The sequence below is a fragment of the Nocardia sp. NPDC003183 genome, assembly GCF_053590715.1.
This window is the reverse complement of the sequence record NZ_JBSFTG010000002.1, coordinates 369,703-386,805: the sequence shown is the minus strand read 5'-3', so window position 1 is coordinate 386,805 and position 17,103 is coordinate 369,703. Positions and strand designations below refer to the sequence as shown.

14 protein-coding genes are annotated in these 17,103 nt (G+C 65.2%); 7 read left to right on the top strand and 7 right to left on the bottom strand.

Annotated elements, in window-relative coordinates; genetic code table 11:
- Positions 1–17 precede the first annotated feature (17 nt).
- The 3 genes from nirB to ACWDXS_RS09625 all read right to left on the bottom strand — a co-directional run bounded on the left by nirB (position 18) and on the right by ACWDXS_RS09625 (position 5,455).
- Positions 18–2,567 carry a nitrite reductase large subunit NirB gene (gene nirB / locus ACWDXS_RS09635; RefSeq protein WP_449964017.1) on the bottom strand — a complete coding sequence of 850 codons (2,550 nt, stop codon included), beginning with the start codon at positions 2,565–2,567 and terminating at the stop codon, positions 18–20.
- A gap of 30 nt (positions 2,568–2,597) precedes the next feature.
- Positions 2,598–4,052 (bottom strand): nitrate/nitrite transporter, encoded by a 1,455-nt coding sequence (locus ACWDXS_RS09630; protein WP_378991619.1) that lies wholly within the window; start codon positions 4,050–4,052, stop codon positions 2,598–2,600.
- A 254-nt stretch (positions 4,053–4,306) separates the two neighbouring features.
- Complete coding sequence (locus tag ACWDXS_RS09625) at positions 4,307–5,455, bottom strand: MFS transporter (RefSeq protein WP_378991618.1); 1,149 nt, start codon at positions 5,453–5,455, stop codon at positions 4,307–4,309.
- 311 nt (positions 5,456–5,766) lie between these two features.
- On the opposite strand from ACWDXS_RS09625, the gene ACWDXS_RS09620 reads away from it, so the two are divergent.
- From ACWDXS_RS09620 to ACWDXS_RS09590, 7 genes are all read left to right on the top strand, one after another.
- On the top strand, positions 5,767–6,438 hold the full coding sequence (locus ACWDXS_RS09620; RefSeq protein ID WP_101466098.1) for a FadR/GntR family transcriptional regulator: 672 nt from the start codon (positions 5,767–5,769) through the stop codon (positions 6,436–6,438).
- Between the two features lie 202 nt (positions 6,439–6,640).
- The gene (locus tag ACWDXS_RS09615) at positions 6,641–8,125 is read left to right on the top strand and encodes an MFS transporter (RefSeq protein ID WP_378991278.1); all 1,485 of its coding nucleotides are present in this window, start codon (positions 6,641–6,643) and stop codon (positions 8,123–8,125) included.
- Positions 8,126–8,334: 209 nt separating this feature from the next.
- Positions 8,335–8,775: a hypothetical protein gene (locus ACWDXS_RS09610; RefSeq protein ID WP_449964013.1), complete on the top strand. Its 441-nt coding sequence runs from the start codon at positions 8,335–8,337 to the stop codon at positions 8,773–8,775.
- Between the two features lie 28 nt (positions 8,776–8,803).
- Positions 8,804–9,799 (top strand): SCO2522 family protein, encoded by a 996-nt coding sequence (locus ACWDXS_RS09605; protein ID WP_449964010.1) that lies wholly within the window; start codon positions 8,804–8,806, stop codon positions 9,797–9,799.
- Positions 9,800–10,213: 414 nt separating this feature from the next.
- Positions 10,214–10,486, top strand: coding sequence for a hypothetical protein (locus tag ACWDXS_RS09600; RefSeq protein WP_449964007.1), 273 nt, complete (start codon positions 10,214–10,216; stop codon positions 10,484–10,486).
- Between the two features lie 272 nt (positions 10,487–10,758).
- Positions 10,759–11,304, top strand: a complete 546-nt coding sequence (locus ACWDXS_RS09595; protein ID WP_449964004.1) for a GNAT family N-acetyltransferase — start codon at positions 10,759–10,761, stop codon at positions 11,302–11,304.
- Between the two features lie 3 nt (positions 11,305–11,307).
- Positions 11,308–12,159, top strand: coding sequence for a hypothetical protein (locus ACWDXS_RS09590; protein ID WP_379313348.1), 852 nt, complete (start codon positions 11,308–11,310; stop codon positions 12,157–12,159).
- A 3-nt stretch (positions 12,160–12,162) separates the two neighbouring features.
- On the opposite strand, the gene ACWDXS_RS09585 is transcribed toward ACWDXS_RS09590, so the two are convergent.
- The 4 genes from ACWDXS_RS09585 to ACWDXS_RS09570 all read right to left on the bottom strand — a co-directional run bounded on the left by ACWDXS_RS09585 (position 12,163) and on the right by ACWDXS_RS09570 (position 17,012).
- On the bottom strand, positions 12,163–13,140 hold the full coding sequence (locus ACWDXS_RS09585; protein ID WP_379313349.1) for an SCO2521 family protein: 978 nt from the start codon (positions 13,138–13,140) through the stop codon (positions 12,163–12,165).
- Between the two features lie 69 nt (positions 13,141–13,209).
- A complete protein-coding gene (locus ACWDXS_RS09580) occupies positions 13,210–14,229 on the bottom strand; it encodes an SCO2522 family protein (protein ID WP_379313350.1) in 1,020 nt (339 codons plus the stop codon).
- The gene (locus tag ACWDXS_RS09575; RefSeq protein WP_379313351.1) at positions 14,229–15,152 is read right to left on the bottom strand and encodes an SCO2523 family variant P-loop protein; all 924 of its coding nucleotides are present in this window, start codon (positions 15,150–15,152) and stop codon (positions 14,229–14,231) included. Before ACWDXS_RS09575 ends, ACWDXS_RS09580 begins: the two co-directional genes overlap by 1 nt.
- 3 nt (positions 15,153–15,155) lie before the next feature.
- A complete protein-coding gene (locus ACWDXS_RS09570) occupies positions 15,156–17,012 on the bottom strand; it encodes an SCO2524 family protein (protein ID WP_379313352.1) in 1,857 nt (618 codons plus the stop codon).
- Positions 17,013–17,103 lie beyond the last annotated feature (91 nt).

Sequence of the window (17,103 nt, the reverse complement as noted above, 5' to 3'; positions counted from 1 at the left end):
TCCGCAGCGTTAAGGGCTTATTTCCCGGCCGGTGCTGTGTCCGAAGCAACACCGACGGGCATGCCGGGAAGACCGAGGAGCACTGGTACCTTGCGTTCGCCGCTGTCGTCGAACGAAATCGTCGGATCGGCTTCGTCAGGGGCATTGACGAAGGAGACGAAGCGCGAAAGCTTGTTCTCGTCCTCGAGCACGGCCGCCCACTCGTCCTTGTAGCCCTCGACGTGCTTGGCCATGGCGGCCTCGAGGTCACCGGCGATGCCGAGGCTGTCGTCACAAACGACGGCCTTGAGGTAGTCGAAGCCACCCTCGAGGGCCTCCTGCCACGGCGCGGTGCGCTGCAGGCGGTCGGCGGTGCGGATGTAGAACATCAGGTAGCGGTCGATGTAGCTGATCAGGGTCTCGTCGTCGAGGTCACCGGCCAGCAGCACCGCGTGCTTGGGGGTCAGACCGCCGTTGCCGCCGACGTAGAGGTTCCAGCCGTGCTCGGTGGCGATCACTCCGACGTCCTTGCCACGGGCCTCGGCGCACTCACGCGCGCAACCCGACACGGCCAGCTTGATCTTGTGCGGCGAACGAAGGCCGCGGTAGCGCTTCTCCAGCAGCACGGCCATGCCGACCGAGTCCTGCTGGCCGTAGCGGCACCAGGTGGAACCGACGCAGCTCTTCACGGTGCGCAGCGACTTGCCGTAGGCGTGGCCGGACTCCATGCCGACGTCGACCAGGCGCTTCCAGATCAGCGGCAGCTGCTCCACGCGGGCGCCGAACAGGTCGATGCGCTGACCACCGGTGACCTTGACGTAGAGGCCGAACTCCTTGGCCACCTCGCCGATCACGATCAGCTGGTCGGCGGTGACCTCGCCACCGGGCATCCGCGGGACGACCGAGTAGGTGCCGTTCTTCTGCAGGTTGGCCAGGAAGTGGTCGTTGGTGTCCTGCAGCGCGGCCTGCTCGCCCTCGAGGATGTGCTCGCTCGAGGTCGAGGCCAGGATCGAGGCGACGGTCGGCTTGCAGATATCGCAGCCCGAGCCCTTGCCGTGCTTGGCGATCAGCTCGGAGAAGGTGCGGATGCCGGTGACGGCGACCACGTCGTAGAGCTCGGCCCGCGACTGGGTGAAGTGCTCACACAGCGACTTCGACAGCGCCACGCCGGACTGCTCGAGCAGCTTCTTGATCATCGGCACACAGCCACCGCAGGAGGTACCCGCGTTGGTGCAGCTCTTGACGGCCGGGATGTCGCAGGCGCCCTCGGCGATCGCGCCGCAGATGGCGCCCTTGCTGACGTTGTTGCAGGAGCAGATCTGGGCGTCGTCGGGCAGTGCGTCGGCACCGAGTTCGGCGCCGGCCGGGGAGATCAGCGCGGCGGCGTCGGCGGGCAGCGGGCGCCCGACCAGCGGGCGCAGGGCCGCGTACTGGCTGGCGTCACCGACCAGGATGCCGCCGAGCAGGGTCTGCGCGTCGTCGGAGACGACCAGCTTGGCGTAGGTGCCCTTGGCCGCGTCGTGCAGCACGACCTCGAGGGCGCCCTCGGTGGTGCCGTGCGCGTCACCGAAGGACGCCACGTCGACGCCCATCAGCTTCAGCTTGGTGGACATGTCGGCACCGGGGAACTCGCCCGCCCCGCCCAGCAGCCGGTCGGCGACGATCTCGGCGGTGGTGTAACCGGGGGCGACGAGGCCGTAGCAGACGCCCTCGATCGCGGCGCACTCACCGATCGCGTAGACGCTCGGGTCGGAGGTCTGCAGGGTGAGGTCGGTGAGGATGCCGCCGCGGGCGCCGATCTCGAGGCCGGAGGCCTTGGCGAGGGCGTCCTGCGGGCGGACACCGGCGGAGAACACCACCAGCGAGGCCTTGATCTCGGCATCGTCGGACAGGTGCACGGTGACCTTGTCGGCGCCCTCTTCCTCGATCGAGACGATCTTGGCGGTGCCGACACCGGTGTGCACGTTGAGGCCGATATCGGTGACAAGCTTCTCCAGGATCGCGCCACCACCGGCGTCGACCTGGGCGGGCATCAGGCGACCGTTGTATTCGATGACGTGCGGGGTCATGCCGAGCAGGCGCAGCGCGTTGGCCGCTTCCAGGCCGAGCAGACCGCCGCCGACGACCACACCGTGCGCGCCGGGACCGGCCGCTTCGGCGGCGGCGCGGATGCCGTCGAGGTCGTCGATGGTGCGGTAGACGAAGCACTCGGGCAGGTCGTGGCCGGGGACCGGCGGCACGAACGGGTAGGAACCGGTCGCCATGACCAGGGCGTCGTAGGAAATGACGTCGCCGCTGGTGCTGGTGACGGTCTTGGCTTCGAGGTCGATAGCCTCGCCGCGCTGGCCCAGTCGCAGGTCGACCAGGTCGTCGCCGTCGTACATGTTGCCGGGCAGGGCCAGGTCGTCGGCGTTCCAGTTGCCGACGTAGTAGGACAGGCCGACGCGGTCGTACGCGGGCAGCTTCTCCTCCGACAGGATGATGACCTGCCACTGGCCTGCCTCGTCGCGCGAACGAAGGGCTTCGACGAAACGGTGTCCGACCATGCCGTGGCCGACCACGACCGCTGTTTTACGAGTGCTGTTCATGAGAGTGACCTCCTTGGTAGTGGTCGGTTGTCAGCGAGCCGACGAATTGGCCGACGAAGCGTTGGTTTCGGCCTCGAGGACCATGTGCTCGGCCTCGACCACCACTGCGGAGTCGGAGGTGAGACGGGGACGGCGCAGGAAGACCGTCCAGGTAACGGCGGCGCAGACCACGTAGAAGGCGAGGAACACCCAGAACGCGGTGGTGGCCGAAGCGGTGCTGGCGTAGGAGCTGCGCAGCACCATGTTGATGCCGACGCCGCCGAGGGCGCCGATGGCGCCGACGAAGCCGATCAGGGCGCCGGAGGTGTTCTGCGACCAGGCCGCCTGCTCGACCCGCGAGACCGGCAGGCTCTTGGACTTGGCCTCGAACACCGACGGGATGATCTTGGTGACGGCTCCGTTGCCGAAACCGGACAGGACGAACAGGGCGATGAAGCCCGCGACCAGCAGGGTCATGGTGGCACCGGTGGCAACGCCCTTGTTGCCGTCGGCCATCGTCGAGGCGGTGATCACGAGCAGCGCCGCGAGCATCATGGCGCTGAAGGTGGCGATGGTGACCTTGCTGCCACCGATCCGGTCGGCCATCTTGCCGCCGTAGGGGCGGGCCAGCGAACCGAGCAGCGGGCCGATGAAGGCGATCGACGCGGCGTGGATGGCGGCCTGAGCGGCGGTGTCGCCACCGGCCTTGAAGCTGATCTGCAGGATCTGGGCGAAGGCGAAGCTGTAACCGATGAACGAACCGAACGTGCCGATGTAGAGGAAGGCGATCGCCCAGGACTGCGGCACCCGCAGGGCCTTGACCATGTAGGACAGGTCGGCCTTCTGGTTGGTCAGGTTGTCCATGTAGAACGCGGCGCCCACGGCGGTGACACCGACCAGGACGAGGTAGACGGCACAGATCACCGTGGCGTAGTCGCCGCCGAGGGTGACCAGCACCAGCAGGCCGAGCAGCTGGATCACCGGGACGCCGATGTTGCCGCCACCGGCGTTCATGCCCAGTGCCCAGCCCTTGAGGCGCTGCGGGTAGAAGGCGTTGATGTTGGTCATCGACGACGCGAAGTTGCCGCCACCGAAGCCGGCGAACGCGGCCACGATCAGGAACGTGGTGTACGACGTGCCGGGCTGGTTGACGAAGTACGCGGTCAGCGCCAGCGGGACGAGCAGCATGAACGCGGAGAAGATTGTCCAGTTGCGGCCGCCGAAGCGGGCGGTGGCGACGGTGTAGGGGATGCGAAGGAACGCGCCGACCAGGGTGGGCATGGCGACGAGGAAGAACTTGCCCGCCGCGTCGATGCCGTACTTGTCGGTGGGCATGAACAGCACCATCACCGACCAGATCGACCACACCGAGAATCCGATGTGCTCGGCGATCACAGACCAGATCAGGTTGCGCTTGGCGACATCCTTGCCACCGGCTTCCCAGGCCGCGACGTCCTCGGCATCCCAGTCATCGATGTCGTGGTTCCGCTTCAGCGTGCTCAAGATTGGGCCTCCCAAAAGTGCGATGGCCCAACGGTAGGAAATGGGTATTGCCGAAATGCTGCGGGAAATGTCGCTTGAATCAACGGTTTCTCACCTTCCCCCGATCAGGGAGGTGAGATCAGCCCTTTTGTTTCCGGCATGTGTCGCAACGATTTCCGCGCGTAAGGAAGCAGCAAGAAATCATCGGAAACGCCCGTGAGGGTGTGATCTACACAGCATTACTCCGAACGCACCGGTTCGCAACTCGAACGGTGAGATCAATTCCAGCTGTCTTCGAGCATGCGCGGCTTGCAGGCTTGCCAGGCGCCCGCGAGGAGCACACCGAGGGCGACGAAGAGCATGGCGAACGGGACGAGCCAGCCGCCGGTCCAGGTGTGCAGCATGCCGAACAGCAGCGGGCCGGTGCAGGCGATCGCGTACCCGACGCCCTGAGTGAAGCCGGACAGGGCCGCCGAGCCATGGGGGGTGCGGGTGCGCAGGTTGATCAGCGTCAGCGCCATCGGGAAGGTGGACGGGCCGAGACCCAGCAGCACAACCCACAGCAGGGGCGCCTGCATCGGCGCCACCAGCAGGCCGATGAAAGCGGTCGCGAACAGCACCATGCAGCCGACGACGACGGGGAACGGATTGCGCATCCGCGAGACCACGGTGGGCGCGCCCAGCGCCGGGATCAGCCCGATCAGCGCGAACAAGCCGACCATGCTGCCGCCGAAACCGGCGCTCGCGCCCGCGTCGGACAGGATCTTGGGCAGCCAGGCGAACATGGCGTAGGTGGTCAGCGAGGTCATGCCGAACATGCCCGCCATCCCCCACGCCACCGGCGAACGCCAGACTCTGCCGGTCTCGGGCGCCTCGGCGGGCAGCGCGGTGGTGTCGACCGTGTCGCGACCACGCCGATCACGCAGCACGACGAACCACGGGATCGCGGCGGCGAAACCGACCAGCGCCCACACCCCCATCGAGATCCGCCAGCCGTGCGCCTGCGCCACCGGCACGGCGATGAACGCCGGAATGACGGTGCTGAGCTGCACCATCACGATGTAGAGCGAGCTGATCGCGGCCAGATGATCGCCGAAATACCGCTTCACCAGCGGCGGAATCACCACATTGCCGATGCCCATACCGAGCAGCGCCACCCCGGAGAACGCCAGCAGTCCACCGGTCCCGGTGGCGAACACCCGCACCAGCGACCCGGCGCCGGCCAGCAGCATCGCCACGAACACGGTCCGCTCGAGCCCGAACCGGCGCACGAACAGCGGCGCGATGAGCCCGGCGAGACCGAACATCGCGGTCGGCAACATGCCGAACACCCCGACGATCCCCGTCCCGTACCCGACCTCGGCGCCGATCGTCTCGGCGAGCGGACTGAACGCGGTGACAGCGGCGCGCAAGGTGAGCGCCGACATGATGATGGCCGCCAGAACGAGCAGCCGACCTTCGATCAGCGACCGCTCGGTGATCTCGGGGGACGGGTCGACGCGACCACGCCGGTCGTCCTCGAGGGTCGACCCGGCGCCGGAAGCTGGCTGGAAATCACGGAGCGGCGGCACCCGGAAATCATAGGATGACCCGATGACTACTGCCAAGCGACTGTGAGCGATCTCCCGCGAGAACACGGGAACTCGCCGGAACGGGCTGACGCACCGCCGGCCGCCCGCGCTGGTCGAGTCCGGCCTGAAGTCCCGGCGAGGCGGAACAGCCCAGTACCCTTGCTGACGTGCAACCCGTCCGGCGTACCAGCCTCATCGCCCAGGTCACCGAACAGCTTCGGGCCGAGATCCGTTCCGGCCGTTGGCCAGTGGGCCAACGGATCCCCACCGAACCAGAGCTCACCGAGCTCACCGGGACCGGCCGCAATACCGTCCGCGAAGCCGTCCAGGCGCTCGTGCACGCGGGCATGCTCGAACGCCGCCAGGGCTCGGGCACCTATGTGATCGCCACCTCCGAGGTCGGCGGCACGCTGGGCAAGTACTTCGCCGACGCGCACGAACGCGACATCCTCGAACTGCGCCAAGCTCTCGACACCACCGCGGCGGGCCTGGCCGCGCGCCGCCGCGACGACGCCGATATCGCCACTCTCCAGCGCTTGCTCGCCGAACGCAGCAACCGGAATTGGGCCGAGGCCGACCCGGTGGCCATCGCCGCCGACGTCGAATTGCACCGCGCGATCGTCGTCGCCAGCCACAACGCGGTATATCTGGAGTTCTACGATTCGCTGCTGCCGATCATCGAGCAGGTGATCCACGCGCGGACCGCGAAATCCGACGACGCGTACGACACCGAGCACGCCGAACTTGTCCAGGCCGTCATCGACGGTGACGCCGAGCGGGCCGTGCAGGCGGCCAACTGCTTCCTCGGCTCGCTCATCGCCGAATATCCGGACCGCTGAGCAGCGCAGAGAGACGCTTCCTAAATCCAGGTAACCGGGCTGTCACCACCAGCGAATTCGCACGGTGAGCCCTAGTTGCCTGGAACGTCACCTGAGGCCATTGTCACGCAACAACCGGCTCCTACCTTTATCTCGACACCGCAGGGAGCATCGTCGAACACCAGGCGAGCTGCTCCTATCGAGCCCGATCGAGAGGAAGCCGATGACCGCGATAGCCGCCACCGGCCATGAGACGGAAGCCCCGTCCTTCGAATACCAGAAGAAGGGCCGCTGGATCTCCCATTGGGATCCCGACAACAAGGGGTTCTGGGAATCCGGCGGCGCGAAGACCGCCAAGAAGAATCTGTACTTCTCCGTATTCGCCGAAAATCTCGGCTTCAGCATGTGGGTCATCTGGGGCTCCATCGTCACCGCGATGGGCCCGGCCGGCTTCGAGTTCCTGCAGGGTCTCGGCAAGGGCAACGCGGTCGCCGTGAGCAACGCGCTGCTGCTCACCTCGATCCCGACCTTGGTCGGCGCGGCCCTGCGAGTTCCGTACACCTTCGCGGTTCCGCGGTTCGGTGGGCGCGCGTTCACCGCGTTCAGCGCCGCGTTGCTGTTCCTGCCCGCGCTCGGCATCATCTACTTCGTCAACCAGCCGAGCACACCCATGTGGGTGTTCCTGGTGCTGGCCTCCCTCGCCGGTGTCGGTGGCGGCAACTTCTCCTCGTCGATGTCGAACATCTCGTTCTTCTTCCCCGAGGGCAAGAAGGGCGCCGCGCTCGGCCTCAACGCCGCGGGCGGCAACCTCGGTGTCGCGCAGACCCAGCTGATCGTGCCGCTGCTGATCACCTTCGGCACCCACATCATGGCCAAGGACGCGGGCGGCTATCGCTTCGGCATCACCCTCGCCGTGCTGTTCTGGCTGCCGTTCATCGCGGTCGCGACCCTCGGCGCGCTGTACTTCATGGACTCGCTGGCCGAGGCCAAGTCCGACGGCAAGTCCTACAAGCTGGCGCTGACCAACCGGCACACGTGGATCATGTCGTTCCTCTACATCGGCACGTTCGGCTCGTTCATCGGCTTCTCGTTCGCCTTCCCGACACTGATCAAGGCCACCTTCCCCGACCTCGCCAAGATCGGCTGGATCACCACCCTGGGTAACCTGGCCTTCCTCGGCGCCCTGGTCGGTTCGTTCAGCCGCCCGTTCGGTGGTTGGGTCTCCGACAAGATCGGCGGCGGCGCCAAGATCACGGTGTTCGTCTTCGGCGGAATGTCGATCGCGGTGGCCTGCATCGTGGCCGCCGTCGACATGAAGAGCTTCCCGCTCTACCTGACCGCATTCCTGGCCCTGTTCATCCTGGCCGGTATCGGCAACGGCTCCACCTACCGGATGATCCCGTCGATCTTCAACGCCACCGCCAAGAAGTACGCCTCCGAGCACGGCATGGACCTGACCGAGGCGGCCACCTCCGCCAAGCGCCAGGCCGGCGCCGCGATCGGCGTCATCGGCGCGGTCGGCGCCGCGGGTGGATTCGTCGTCCAGCAGGCCCTTCGCCTGTCCAACGTCCACCTGAAGACCATGGCCCCCGCCTTCTGGGCCTACGCCGCCGTCTTCCTCGTGATGGCCGCCGTCACCTGGTGGTGCTACCTGCGCACCTCCTTCGCCACCGACAAGGTTCCCTCCCTGGCCTACGCCAGCGTCTGATCCATCCCCACCCACCCGAAAGCCACGTTCGGTCCCCTCCCGAACGTGGCTTTCGGCTGCAGCGGGTCGTCTTGCCGACGAACCGAAAGATGCTGCGCCAGTTCGCAATACACATCGTCGAGCGTTGCTCGAAACATATTACGGCTCAACCGAGGACAAGGACGCGGTCCACCGTTCACACTGAGGTGCAGTTGTACGGAGGGGCAACGATGAGAATCCGACCGCGGCAACAACTTCTGGATCTCTGGCGCGCACACCTGCGCACCTCGTTCCGCGATGACCGGTGGGTCTGGGGCGGACGTGACGGACGCAATTCGATCAGCGACGCCGAACAGCTGATGTGCCTGCTGTATCCGTCGACCGAGCTGGCGAGTTTCGCCCTCGACCCGGACAGCATCGCGACCGCCGATGATATCGCCGCGGTGATGGCAGTGCTCGGCGAAGACATTTGGGTCGGCGGCACCCTGGTGACGAAGATCGAGGAGTTCTTCGACGCCTATACCGATGCCGACGGGGAGCCGATGTTTGCGGGCGGCAGCTACTTTCGCGACGTAGGCTTCGGGGAACCGTCGGCGGCGCAACGTGAGCTCGAGGTGGTCGACTCATATTCGATGTCGTCGAGGCGTATACGAATCTGGCTCGGCGGCTGACCGATTCGGCGACGTGGGACACGAGCAGATGAGTTCACCGATCTATCGGGAAGCTTCCGAGGATGCCTCTATCACGCCGCTGCCCATGGCCCACCTGTCGATCGAGGTCTGTCACTTCCGGCACGAGGAGATCATCGACGACACCGACATGGTCCGAGCGCAATTCCGGCGCGCAGTCCCGCTGGTCGCCGCGTTCATCGAGTCGGCGAAGGTCGAGTTCGGCCCGGACACGCGAGTGAGTACCTGCTATCTCACCGACGACTACTTCCAACCCCGTTTCGAACCCACAAAGGTGCTCGACCGGCTGTTGGGTGCCGCCGACGATGCAGGCCTGACCATCGACTACCTGGCCAGGCAGTCGGGCTGCCACCAAGCACCGGTGTTTTCGGGCGGGATCGCCCTCGGAGCGCCGATACCGATCGCTGAGATGGTGGTGGCCCGGCTCATCAACCAGCCGGAGGACGAGGAGGTCGCCACCGGTGGCCGACCGCCGACGACCGAACTCGGTTGGCTGTGCAACGGACGTCGGCAACAGAACGGCTCGTCGCGTGCGACCATGCATCCGCAACCTTGTCGGCCACCTCAGGAGTACGGCCGCGGCGAGCACTCGATCTTCCTCGACGTAGAACTGTGGCACGACCGCGATGCGGCGCGACGCTGGTCCTGTCCATTCCTGGCTGCGGTGTGGCAGTTGTTGCGGCTGGGCATGTTGCGCTATAAGGGTGCGCCCGTGGTTGTTCCACAGCTGTGGTCCGCCGACCGAGATCGGCCCGATCAATGGCACGACCTTCCACCTGTCCTGCAGCTCAATGCGGATGCGGCTCCGTTCACTGCGTACCGGACGCTGTCGATGCTGCCCAAGCGGTATCTGCTGATCGAGTCGGCTGTACGGGTAATTCTCGACCATCTCGCACCGGATGACGATGTCGCCGCCCAGGTGGCAGCCCAAGGCGCTGCCGAGCAGTTGCTGGTGCCACCCAAAATTGCTGAACGCGTAGGACATCTGCTGCTCGACGGGACATGACCATGACGAACCCTGAGTCGGGCACCCCGGTCGCGGCATCATCCCGAAGGCCGCCGCGCAGTGTGTCACGACCACCGACGCCAATTGTGGCGCTCGGCGAGATCCGCACCTGCCTGCTACCGCATTCAGTGACGCTGCACGGCCAGGCCACCGAGGAACTACTGGCCACAGTCATCGGCGCGACCGTACTGCGCCGTGAACGTCCTGGGCCACTAGCCTTTTCACCGCGTCGCGCGACTGGCGTCGACTGTCACCTCGGTTGGGGTACGACCGCGACTGTACGCGCGGTGGGGACGGTCGAGTCGACCGCGGTTCTGGGACGACCTGAACAGAGCCCTACAGGTCACCGTGCGGGAAGCTACGAATCTGCCTGATGCCCTGCGCTTCTGCCAGGACGTAGCCGTACACGACTGGTTGCTGACCGTCATCGATGCGAAAGTGCGGGCGGCCGAAGGATTCGATAACGGACGGCAGGTCGCAGTGCTCGCGCCCGTGTTCGAACATCTCGCGCACCTATGGATGCCGGGCGCCCAGGTTCCCGCCGCGATGCGAGCACCGTGGCGGGATCTGCAGGCAGCGGCCGGCTTCTCCAAACAGTGGGCCGCCCGCGTCGAGCAAGTGAAGCGCCGGATCGATGTGGCAACGTACTACGCCGCGCGGGCCGAAAACCTGCCTCGTCACTGGTGACAACCCGGGACCAGCAGCGCATAGAACACCGACATCGGCATTGCGCCCAACCACGCCTCGGCTGCGAAAGGGCCCGTCCCCGCGGCGCCGTGCCGATCCGCCCGTGGACCGTCGTCCACACCAGATCACTGATCTCCCGCGAGTCTCGGTGCGCAACACACTATTTCGTATGCCGTCTGCGCCGCAGTCGGGTGCGGACTCCATATGTCTTCCGCTGCAAGGGAGTTGCTCTACTCTGGATGGTGGGCGCATCAGGCAACGGGGGTCGCGTTTTGGACAGTTCGAGCGAGAACGGCGCCGCCGAGCCCGATTTCCGCCCCGCCGACGTCGATGATCTGACGGCGATCGCAGCGCTGGAATCCCAGGAGTTCTCCTCGCTGTCCTACCCGTACTTCGTGTTACGGCAATTGTTCGAGGTGCACGGATCACACTGGGTAGTAGCGGAAATCGAACGCGAGATCTGCGGATACGCGCTCGTCGCGGTCGATCAGGAAGGGTCCGCCTGGGTGATCGGCCTCGCGGTCGCGGGTAGCCATCAGGGTCTCGGACTGGGTAGAGAGTTGCTGGTGCGCGCGGTCGAGCGCTGCCGTGGTGCGCGGATCGACACGGTCTTCATCACGGTGCGCCCCTCGAACACCCCTGCGGTCAACCTGTACAAGAAGTCTGGATTCGTCTGGGTCGACCACGACGAACACTACTTCGGCCCAGAAGAACCGCGAGACCTCCTCGTGCATCGACTGGACGATTCCGCGGGGTATTGGTGGGATGCCGGACCGCAGGACCGTCGATGGTCCAAGGGTGACGGGCCGCGGGGATAGCTTGTGTTCAGGGAGGATGACCCTACTGACCAGCTGTCACCGTTCGTCGCCTCGAAGATCACTCTCATCGAACGCCACGCCGATGCCTATCTGGAGACCCTGGCAGCGCCGGAGAGCGGCAGCGAGCAGGACAATCTGGATCAGCTCGATCGCCGGGTCGAACGTGTCCTGGCCGAATACGATCCCCCTTCGACTCGGCGTGCGGGCGACAGTCTGGTTTTCGCTCGTGTATACGCACCGATCGACGATATTCTCGAGCACCCGACCCCCTCGGACCACACGCTGCGGGTGCTGGCGATGGCGATGCTGGCCGCGGAAATCGAGGCAAGAGGACCGCTTCGGCTGAGCCGAAGGCAGAACCGCATGCTGGCATTGATCTACGAGGATCTCGGAGCGCGATTACTCGACGTCGACCTGCCCGCCCATGCCTGCGTAGCCTTTCGGCAGGCACGTGATCTTCATGCGATCAATGCCGACCTCGACGATCAGGACCGGTGCGGGCTCGCATTGGCCCGAGCCCGCACTCGAGCGCAACGTCGGGGAATGCGTCGCACGCCGGGCTTCGTCGCAAACATTCTGTGCGGCTATGGGTATCGACCATTCAGGCTGCTGGGCTGGATCGCCTGCGAACTGGCGCTGTTCGCGGGCGCCCTGATGCTGGTGACCGATGTTGCGGCTACCACAGCGGCACATCTGTCCCTGATCGAATTCCTCAACCCACTCGGACTCGGTGACCTCGACGCCATGGACCTCGAACCAACGGCGCGGGTGCTGTTGATCGTCGAGTCCTACCTCGGCAGCGTGACAACCTCGGTCTTCTTCGCTCTGCTCGTGCGACGATGGTTCCGGCTCTAGTCGCTACCACTGACGCACTTGCGCGGAGGTTCGGTGCAGCGCGGCCAAGGTCGCGACGGCGACGCGGTCGCGCAATTGTCCGATCCTGGCATTCCATTGACGGGAGAAGCCGGGATCATTCTCCAGTTGCTCCCACAGACAGCGGAGCAACGGTGGGGTGTGAGCACTGGGCATCCACAGATGGGCGAGATGCTGCAGTGCCGGCGCCAGCACCGATTCCGGTGTGCTGCCTGAGGTTTGGGCGAATTCAGCATCCTCGATGACATCGATGACAGCGGTGAGCAACCAATCGTGCACTGCCAGATCCTGGCAGTATCGACGAACCTCGGGCAGGTCGTCGGCGGAACCGACCGTCACCAACGCGGTGCGGGTTCGATCCTGATGCAAGCCGAAGAGCACCGATGCCTGCGCACCGGGGACGACGCGGGCGGCCCACCGCAGCCGTGTGGGTTCGACCAACAGCGGTGGCTGCCGGTCGAGCCGAACATCGCTATGCACCTTCGTCAGCAGTCGAGTGCTGATGGCAGTGATATCCAGGACCGGGTCGGCGGCGCGGGCAGTGCTGAGAAAGCCGACCACCAGACGATCGGCAATCGTGGCCGATGCCCCCGTCAACAGTTCGACGGTGCCCACACGACCTAGATAGTGCGCCCACGTCTGCCGCCGCCCCGACGACGTCGCGGCAGGCGCGACAATGGCGTGCGCCGAGCTCTGCAGCACCCGGCCGCCGATGACCAGCGCGTTCGTGGCGACCGTACCGACACCGCGGGATCGGACATGCGGTACCAACTGACAGTCGATGCCGACCGCGAGACGCGGAGATTCGGCCCAATCCAAGGGACGTTCGCGAGACAGACCCGGTCGACCCAACACCACGTCGAGAAGGTCGACCGCCGCATCGCGGCTCAGCGCGGCGGAGTTCGGCAGCAGGCAGGTGCGCACTTCACCCAACGCCACCAAGGGGCGCCCGTCTATCGGCATGGGAAAAGTGTAGGCAACCGGAGGACATTATACGCCATTGACACCTGAATGTCTTGTGTCAGTTACCCATCAGGACCCGTCGAACAGCACGTGCCCGATCCGTTCGCTCACCCGCCCGGGCAGGGCGAGGCCTTCGCCGCGCGCCCGATCGACAACCGAACTCACCACTCGCTCATCGAGATCGAGGTGATCGAGAATCACCCGAACCGCGTGTTCGATGCCGATATACCGCTGCGGCATCAGCGACAAGGAGCGATACGCGGTGAACGGCTGCGCGTTCGGATTCAGTTGCATCACCGCGGGCAAGTCCCGCCAGTCGCTCGGCCACACGAATCCTTCGACGTCGGGATGCACGGCGACCGGCGTCACCGCTACCTCGTCCTGATACCGAAGCATGCCGAGACGAAGCAGATGCCACACAGAGGCCAGGAACGGACAGGACCAGAGTCGCCCATCCGCCGAATCCGAATCCGCACGCCACATCTCGATATCGGCGAAAATAGACAGACTTCGCTGCCGCCCGAATTCCCGCGGTGGCATGTAAGGGCGGATATCCATCGCAGGACCCGCTTCACTCTCACTGGAACGGCGACCATTGGCCAGCCAGCCGAGATCTTGCGCAGGGGGACGCTGACCGGTGGTGTGCTCGATCGGCTCCTCCACCAACATGTCGGCAACAGCCTTCGCCAGCGGGATCACTTCACCCACCCGCGGTGCCTCATGGCAGCCGGCCTCGCGCGCGAGGTAGTCGATCGGCACACCACATCCGGCGGCCGCGCTTCGCAGCTTGGGGATAATCTCCCGTGGGTCGGTATCGGCGCGAAAGTAGTCATCCAGCAGGAAACATGTGCTCACCCGAAACGGAACCTCCCCTCCCTTGCGCGACCATGCCACGGATTCGAGAGCCACCAAGGCATCGAGCATCGCCCTGACCCGTTCGAATTGGGCTTCGATCCGCTCGACTCCGTTGAGCAGATCCTCCATATAGAAGTGCCCGACTTCGATCGACAGGTGAGACATATCGGTGCCTGGCACCGTGGCCATCTCCCCGGCCTCGACGTAGCCTGTGAATTCCTCGCTCGTGTGCATCAGACCTCCTGCCATTCGTCTCTACTCACCAGCTTTCGCGCCAGTTCCTGGAACGCGGTCACCGTGGCGGCATTGGCGATCCCGGCGCTGACGTCGACGTCGAGAATCAGCTGCTCGCGCCACTGCAGCACGGGTTCGACCGGGGTGGCGCCGATCAGCACCGTCTCACCGATCCGCTCCGTCGACGCCAGCGCACGCAGCGCGGATTCCTGCTTGTTCTGCCACGCTGCCTGCGGTGCGGTAGCAGCCGAGGTCGGGGTGTTCAACTGTGGTACCGCCGTGCGAACGAAGCGCATATTGCGGCGCAATTCCTCCGCGTCGTGACCGGCGGCCGCACCGCCGCGCAGCAACCCGTTCGGACCGAGCATCAAGCCGCCCGCAGCGAGAATGTGCTGGCGTGTCCACCGATGAAAGACCAACCACCGCACCGTTGTCGCCCGCATCTGCGGCGTAGCGGCGGCTCGCAGCGCCAGCTCGAGCGCCACCGATCTGCCTGCGCTCAGATCCACGATCACTACCTTGTTGGCGGCGGCGAGCCCGAGCAACAATTCGACGCACCGGGTGACGATCCCGGGGTAGTCCGCCAACTTGGTCAGCTCACCGCCACCCTCGTCGCCGGGCAGCAATGTCAGCTTCGCCAACCTGGTCCGGTGTTTGCGGAGGTCCTGACGATCGGTCTGCTTGTGCACATCGACGCTGTGCACAACGCTGTTACGCCCGGTCAAAAAGGAATGGGTCCCGGTACCCGGCGCTGTTCCCCGCTCGATGGTGCCGATCTCGAACACCGCGCCCGCAGTCGGCGATCCGAAGTCGAAATCGACATACACGGTGCTCCGTCCACTGGCACACAGGCGATGGGCGATATTGCAACTGGTGACGGACCGCCCTGTTCCGCCTTTGTCTGAAGTCGCGAACACGATCATCGGTCAGCTGCTCCTGGTCGCGTCTTGGGTCGCGAACGCCAACCGGTTCAGCGCTACCAGCGCCGCCGAGGCGAGTGTGAACGCGGTACCGGGCTGCACGTTCACCAGTTTCCTGGCGCGTTCGAGCTTGTCCTCGACGTCATCGAGTTCGATCCGGTTGGGTGATTTGTCCTCGATGCTGACGTTGAGCATTCCCTGGTTGAGCAGATGTTCGGCCTCGTTGAGCAACTCGACAGCGCGAGTCACCATCGCGGGTGAACGCAGTGGCGCTTCCCGATAGGTCCTGTCGGCCGCGACCAGACATTCCACGATGCGCTCAGTCATGTACCAGGAGGGTGCGGTCACCGGTTTCGTTGTGTCCGTACCGAATACGGCACCGGGGTCGTCCCACAGCCCTGTCGCCGGACCTTCCTGGATCATCCTCCGGTCGAGGTGGTCCATGATCGCCTTGGCCAATTCCATCAGCTGATCACGTGCGGTGATGTTGCCGGACAACCGAGCCGCCTGGAGACTTCTTTTCAGCAACACCGCGGCGAAATCCGAGACCGCCCACGCCAATCTCGGACCGTTGTCGACCTTTTCACTGCCGCGCAGCACCATCCGAACGCCGGGATCGTGCAGTTCGACAGCGGGATCGCCACTGGTCGCGCGCCGAAGGATCCGTCCACGTCTGGCCAGCTCGTCGAAGATGTCTACAGCCCGGGTGAGATCGTCGTCGGATGCTGTGCGGGCGACGAGTTCCTGGATCAGCACCGCCGAGACGATGAGACTGAAGTAGTCCGATTCCTCACCGTCGGAGGTCCGCCACGGAATGTCTTCCAATGGCCAACGGCCGGAACCGAATCGAGCGACCGTTGCCCAATAGCGCTGGGTCAGATCCCAGCGGATCCGCAACGCCTCGGCCAGTCGATACTGGTCGTCGTTGAAGAGGTCGAGTTCACGGGTGCGCTGTGAGAGGACGTCGTTGATGCCGTCCAACGCGATCACGGTGAAATACAGGTACGGGCGGGCCTCGGCGACACCATCACCTGTGCCGTTCGCCGCGTCGATGAATTCGACGTCGTCGGCGCCGGCCACGATTCCCCAGCTCCAGCCGCATTCGAACAACATTCCCTCGTCGTCCAGCGCGGCGCCCGGGGCTTTGCCGAGCTTGACATCGGTGCGCAGCCTGGTCCGAACCCGCTCCAGGCTCGTCGCGAACTCCTCGACTACGGCCCGATCCGGCAGGTCCTGCTGGTTGAGCATTCTGAGCATGGCCTTGCCCTCGTCTGAGGTCGGTGCCACGGCATTGACGACGAAGCTGCGCACCAGTCCGGTCATCGCGGCCGTCAAGCGAGCGCTCAACTTCTCGGTAGTCGCCGTGACGCGGTCGATCTCGCCACGCCGCTCCGCGCGGATCCAATTCTCGAAGACCCGAAGAAAGCCCAGGCCCGCGATGCACAGCGTCACCGACATGGAGTATCCGTCCACCACTTCGATCTTCTGCTGATCGTCGGTGGGCGGTCGATCGGGTTCGGTGGACTGCAGATAACTCCCTGCGTCGAAGAGCGGTTCACCGGTCGTCACGTCGGTGTTGCGAATCAGGTAGTCCTCCATCACCTCGAGGACTTTCAGCCCGATCACCTTCGGTCCACCCAGCGGCGAGAGCACCCCCTTGACATCGTCGGACATGTCGTCGGGGCGATCGAGCGTGAATCCGACGATCTCAGTGGCCGGATACAGCAGGCAGAGCAACTGTTCGGAGTCGCTGATCGAATTGGCGCCACGAATACCGCCCCACTGCCAGGCACCGTCGTCGTAGCACGACCCGACAAGCGCACGCCAGATCTCCAGAATCTGTTTCCTGGGCTGAATCCTCATCTGCCGCCGACCTCATTCAGTCATCGAAGCCCCCTGGCCCATGGGAGATCCCCACAGGTAGCGGCTTGAATTTACCTCGACCGGAAGCGAG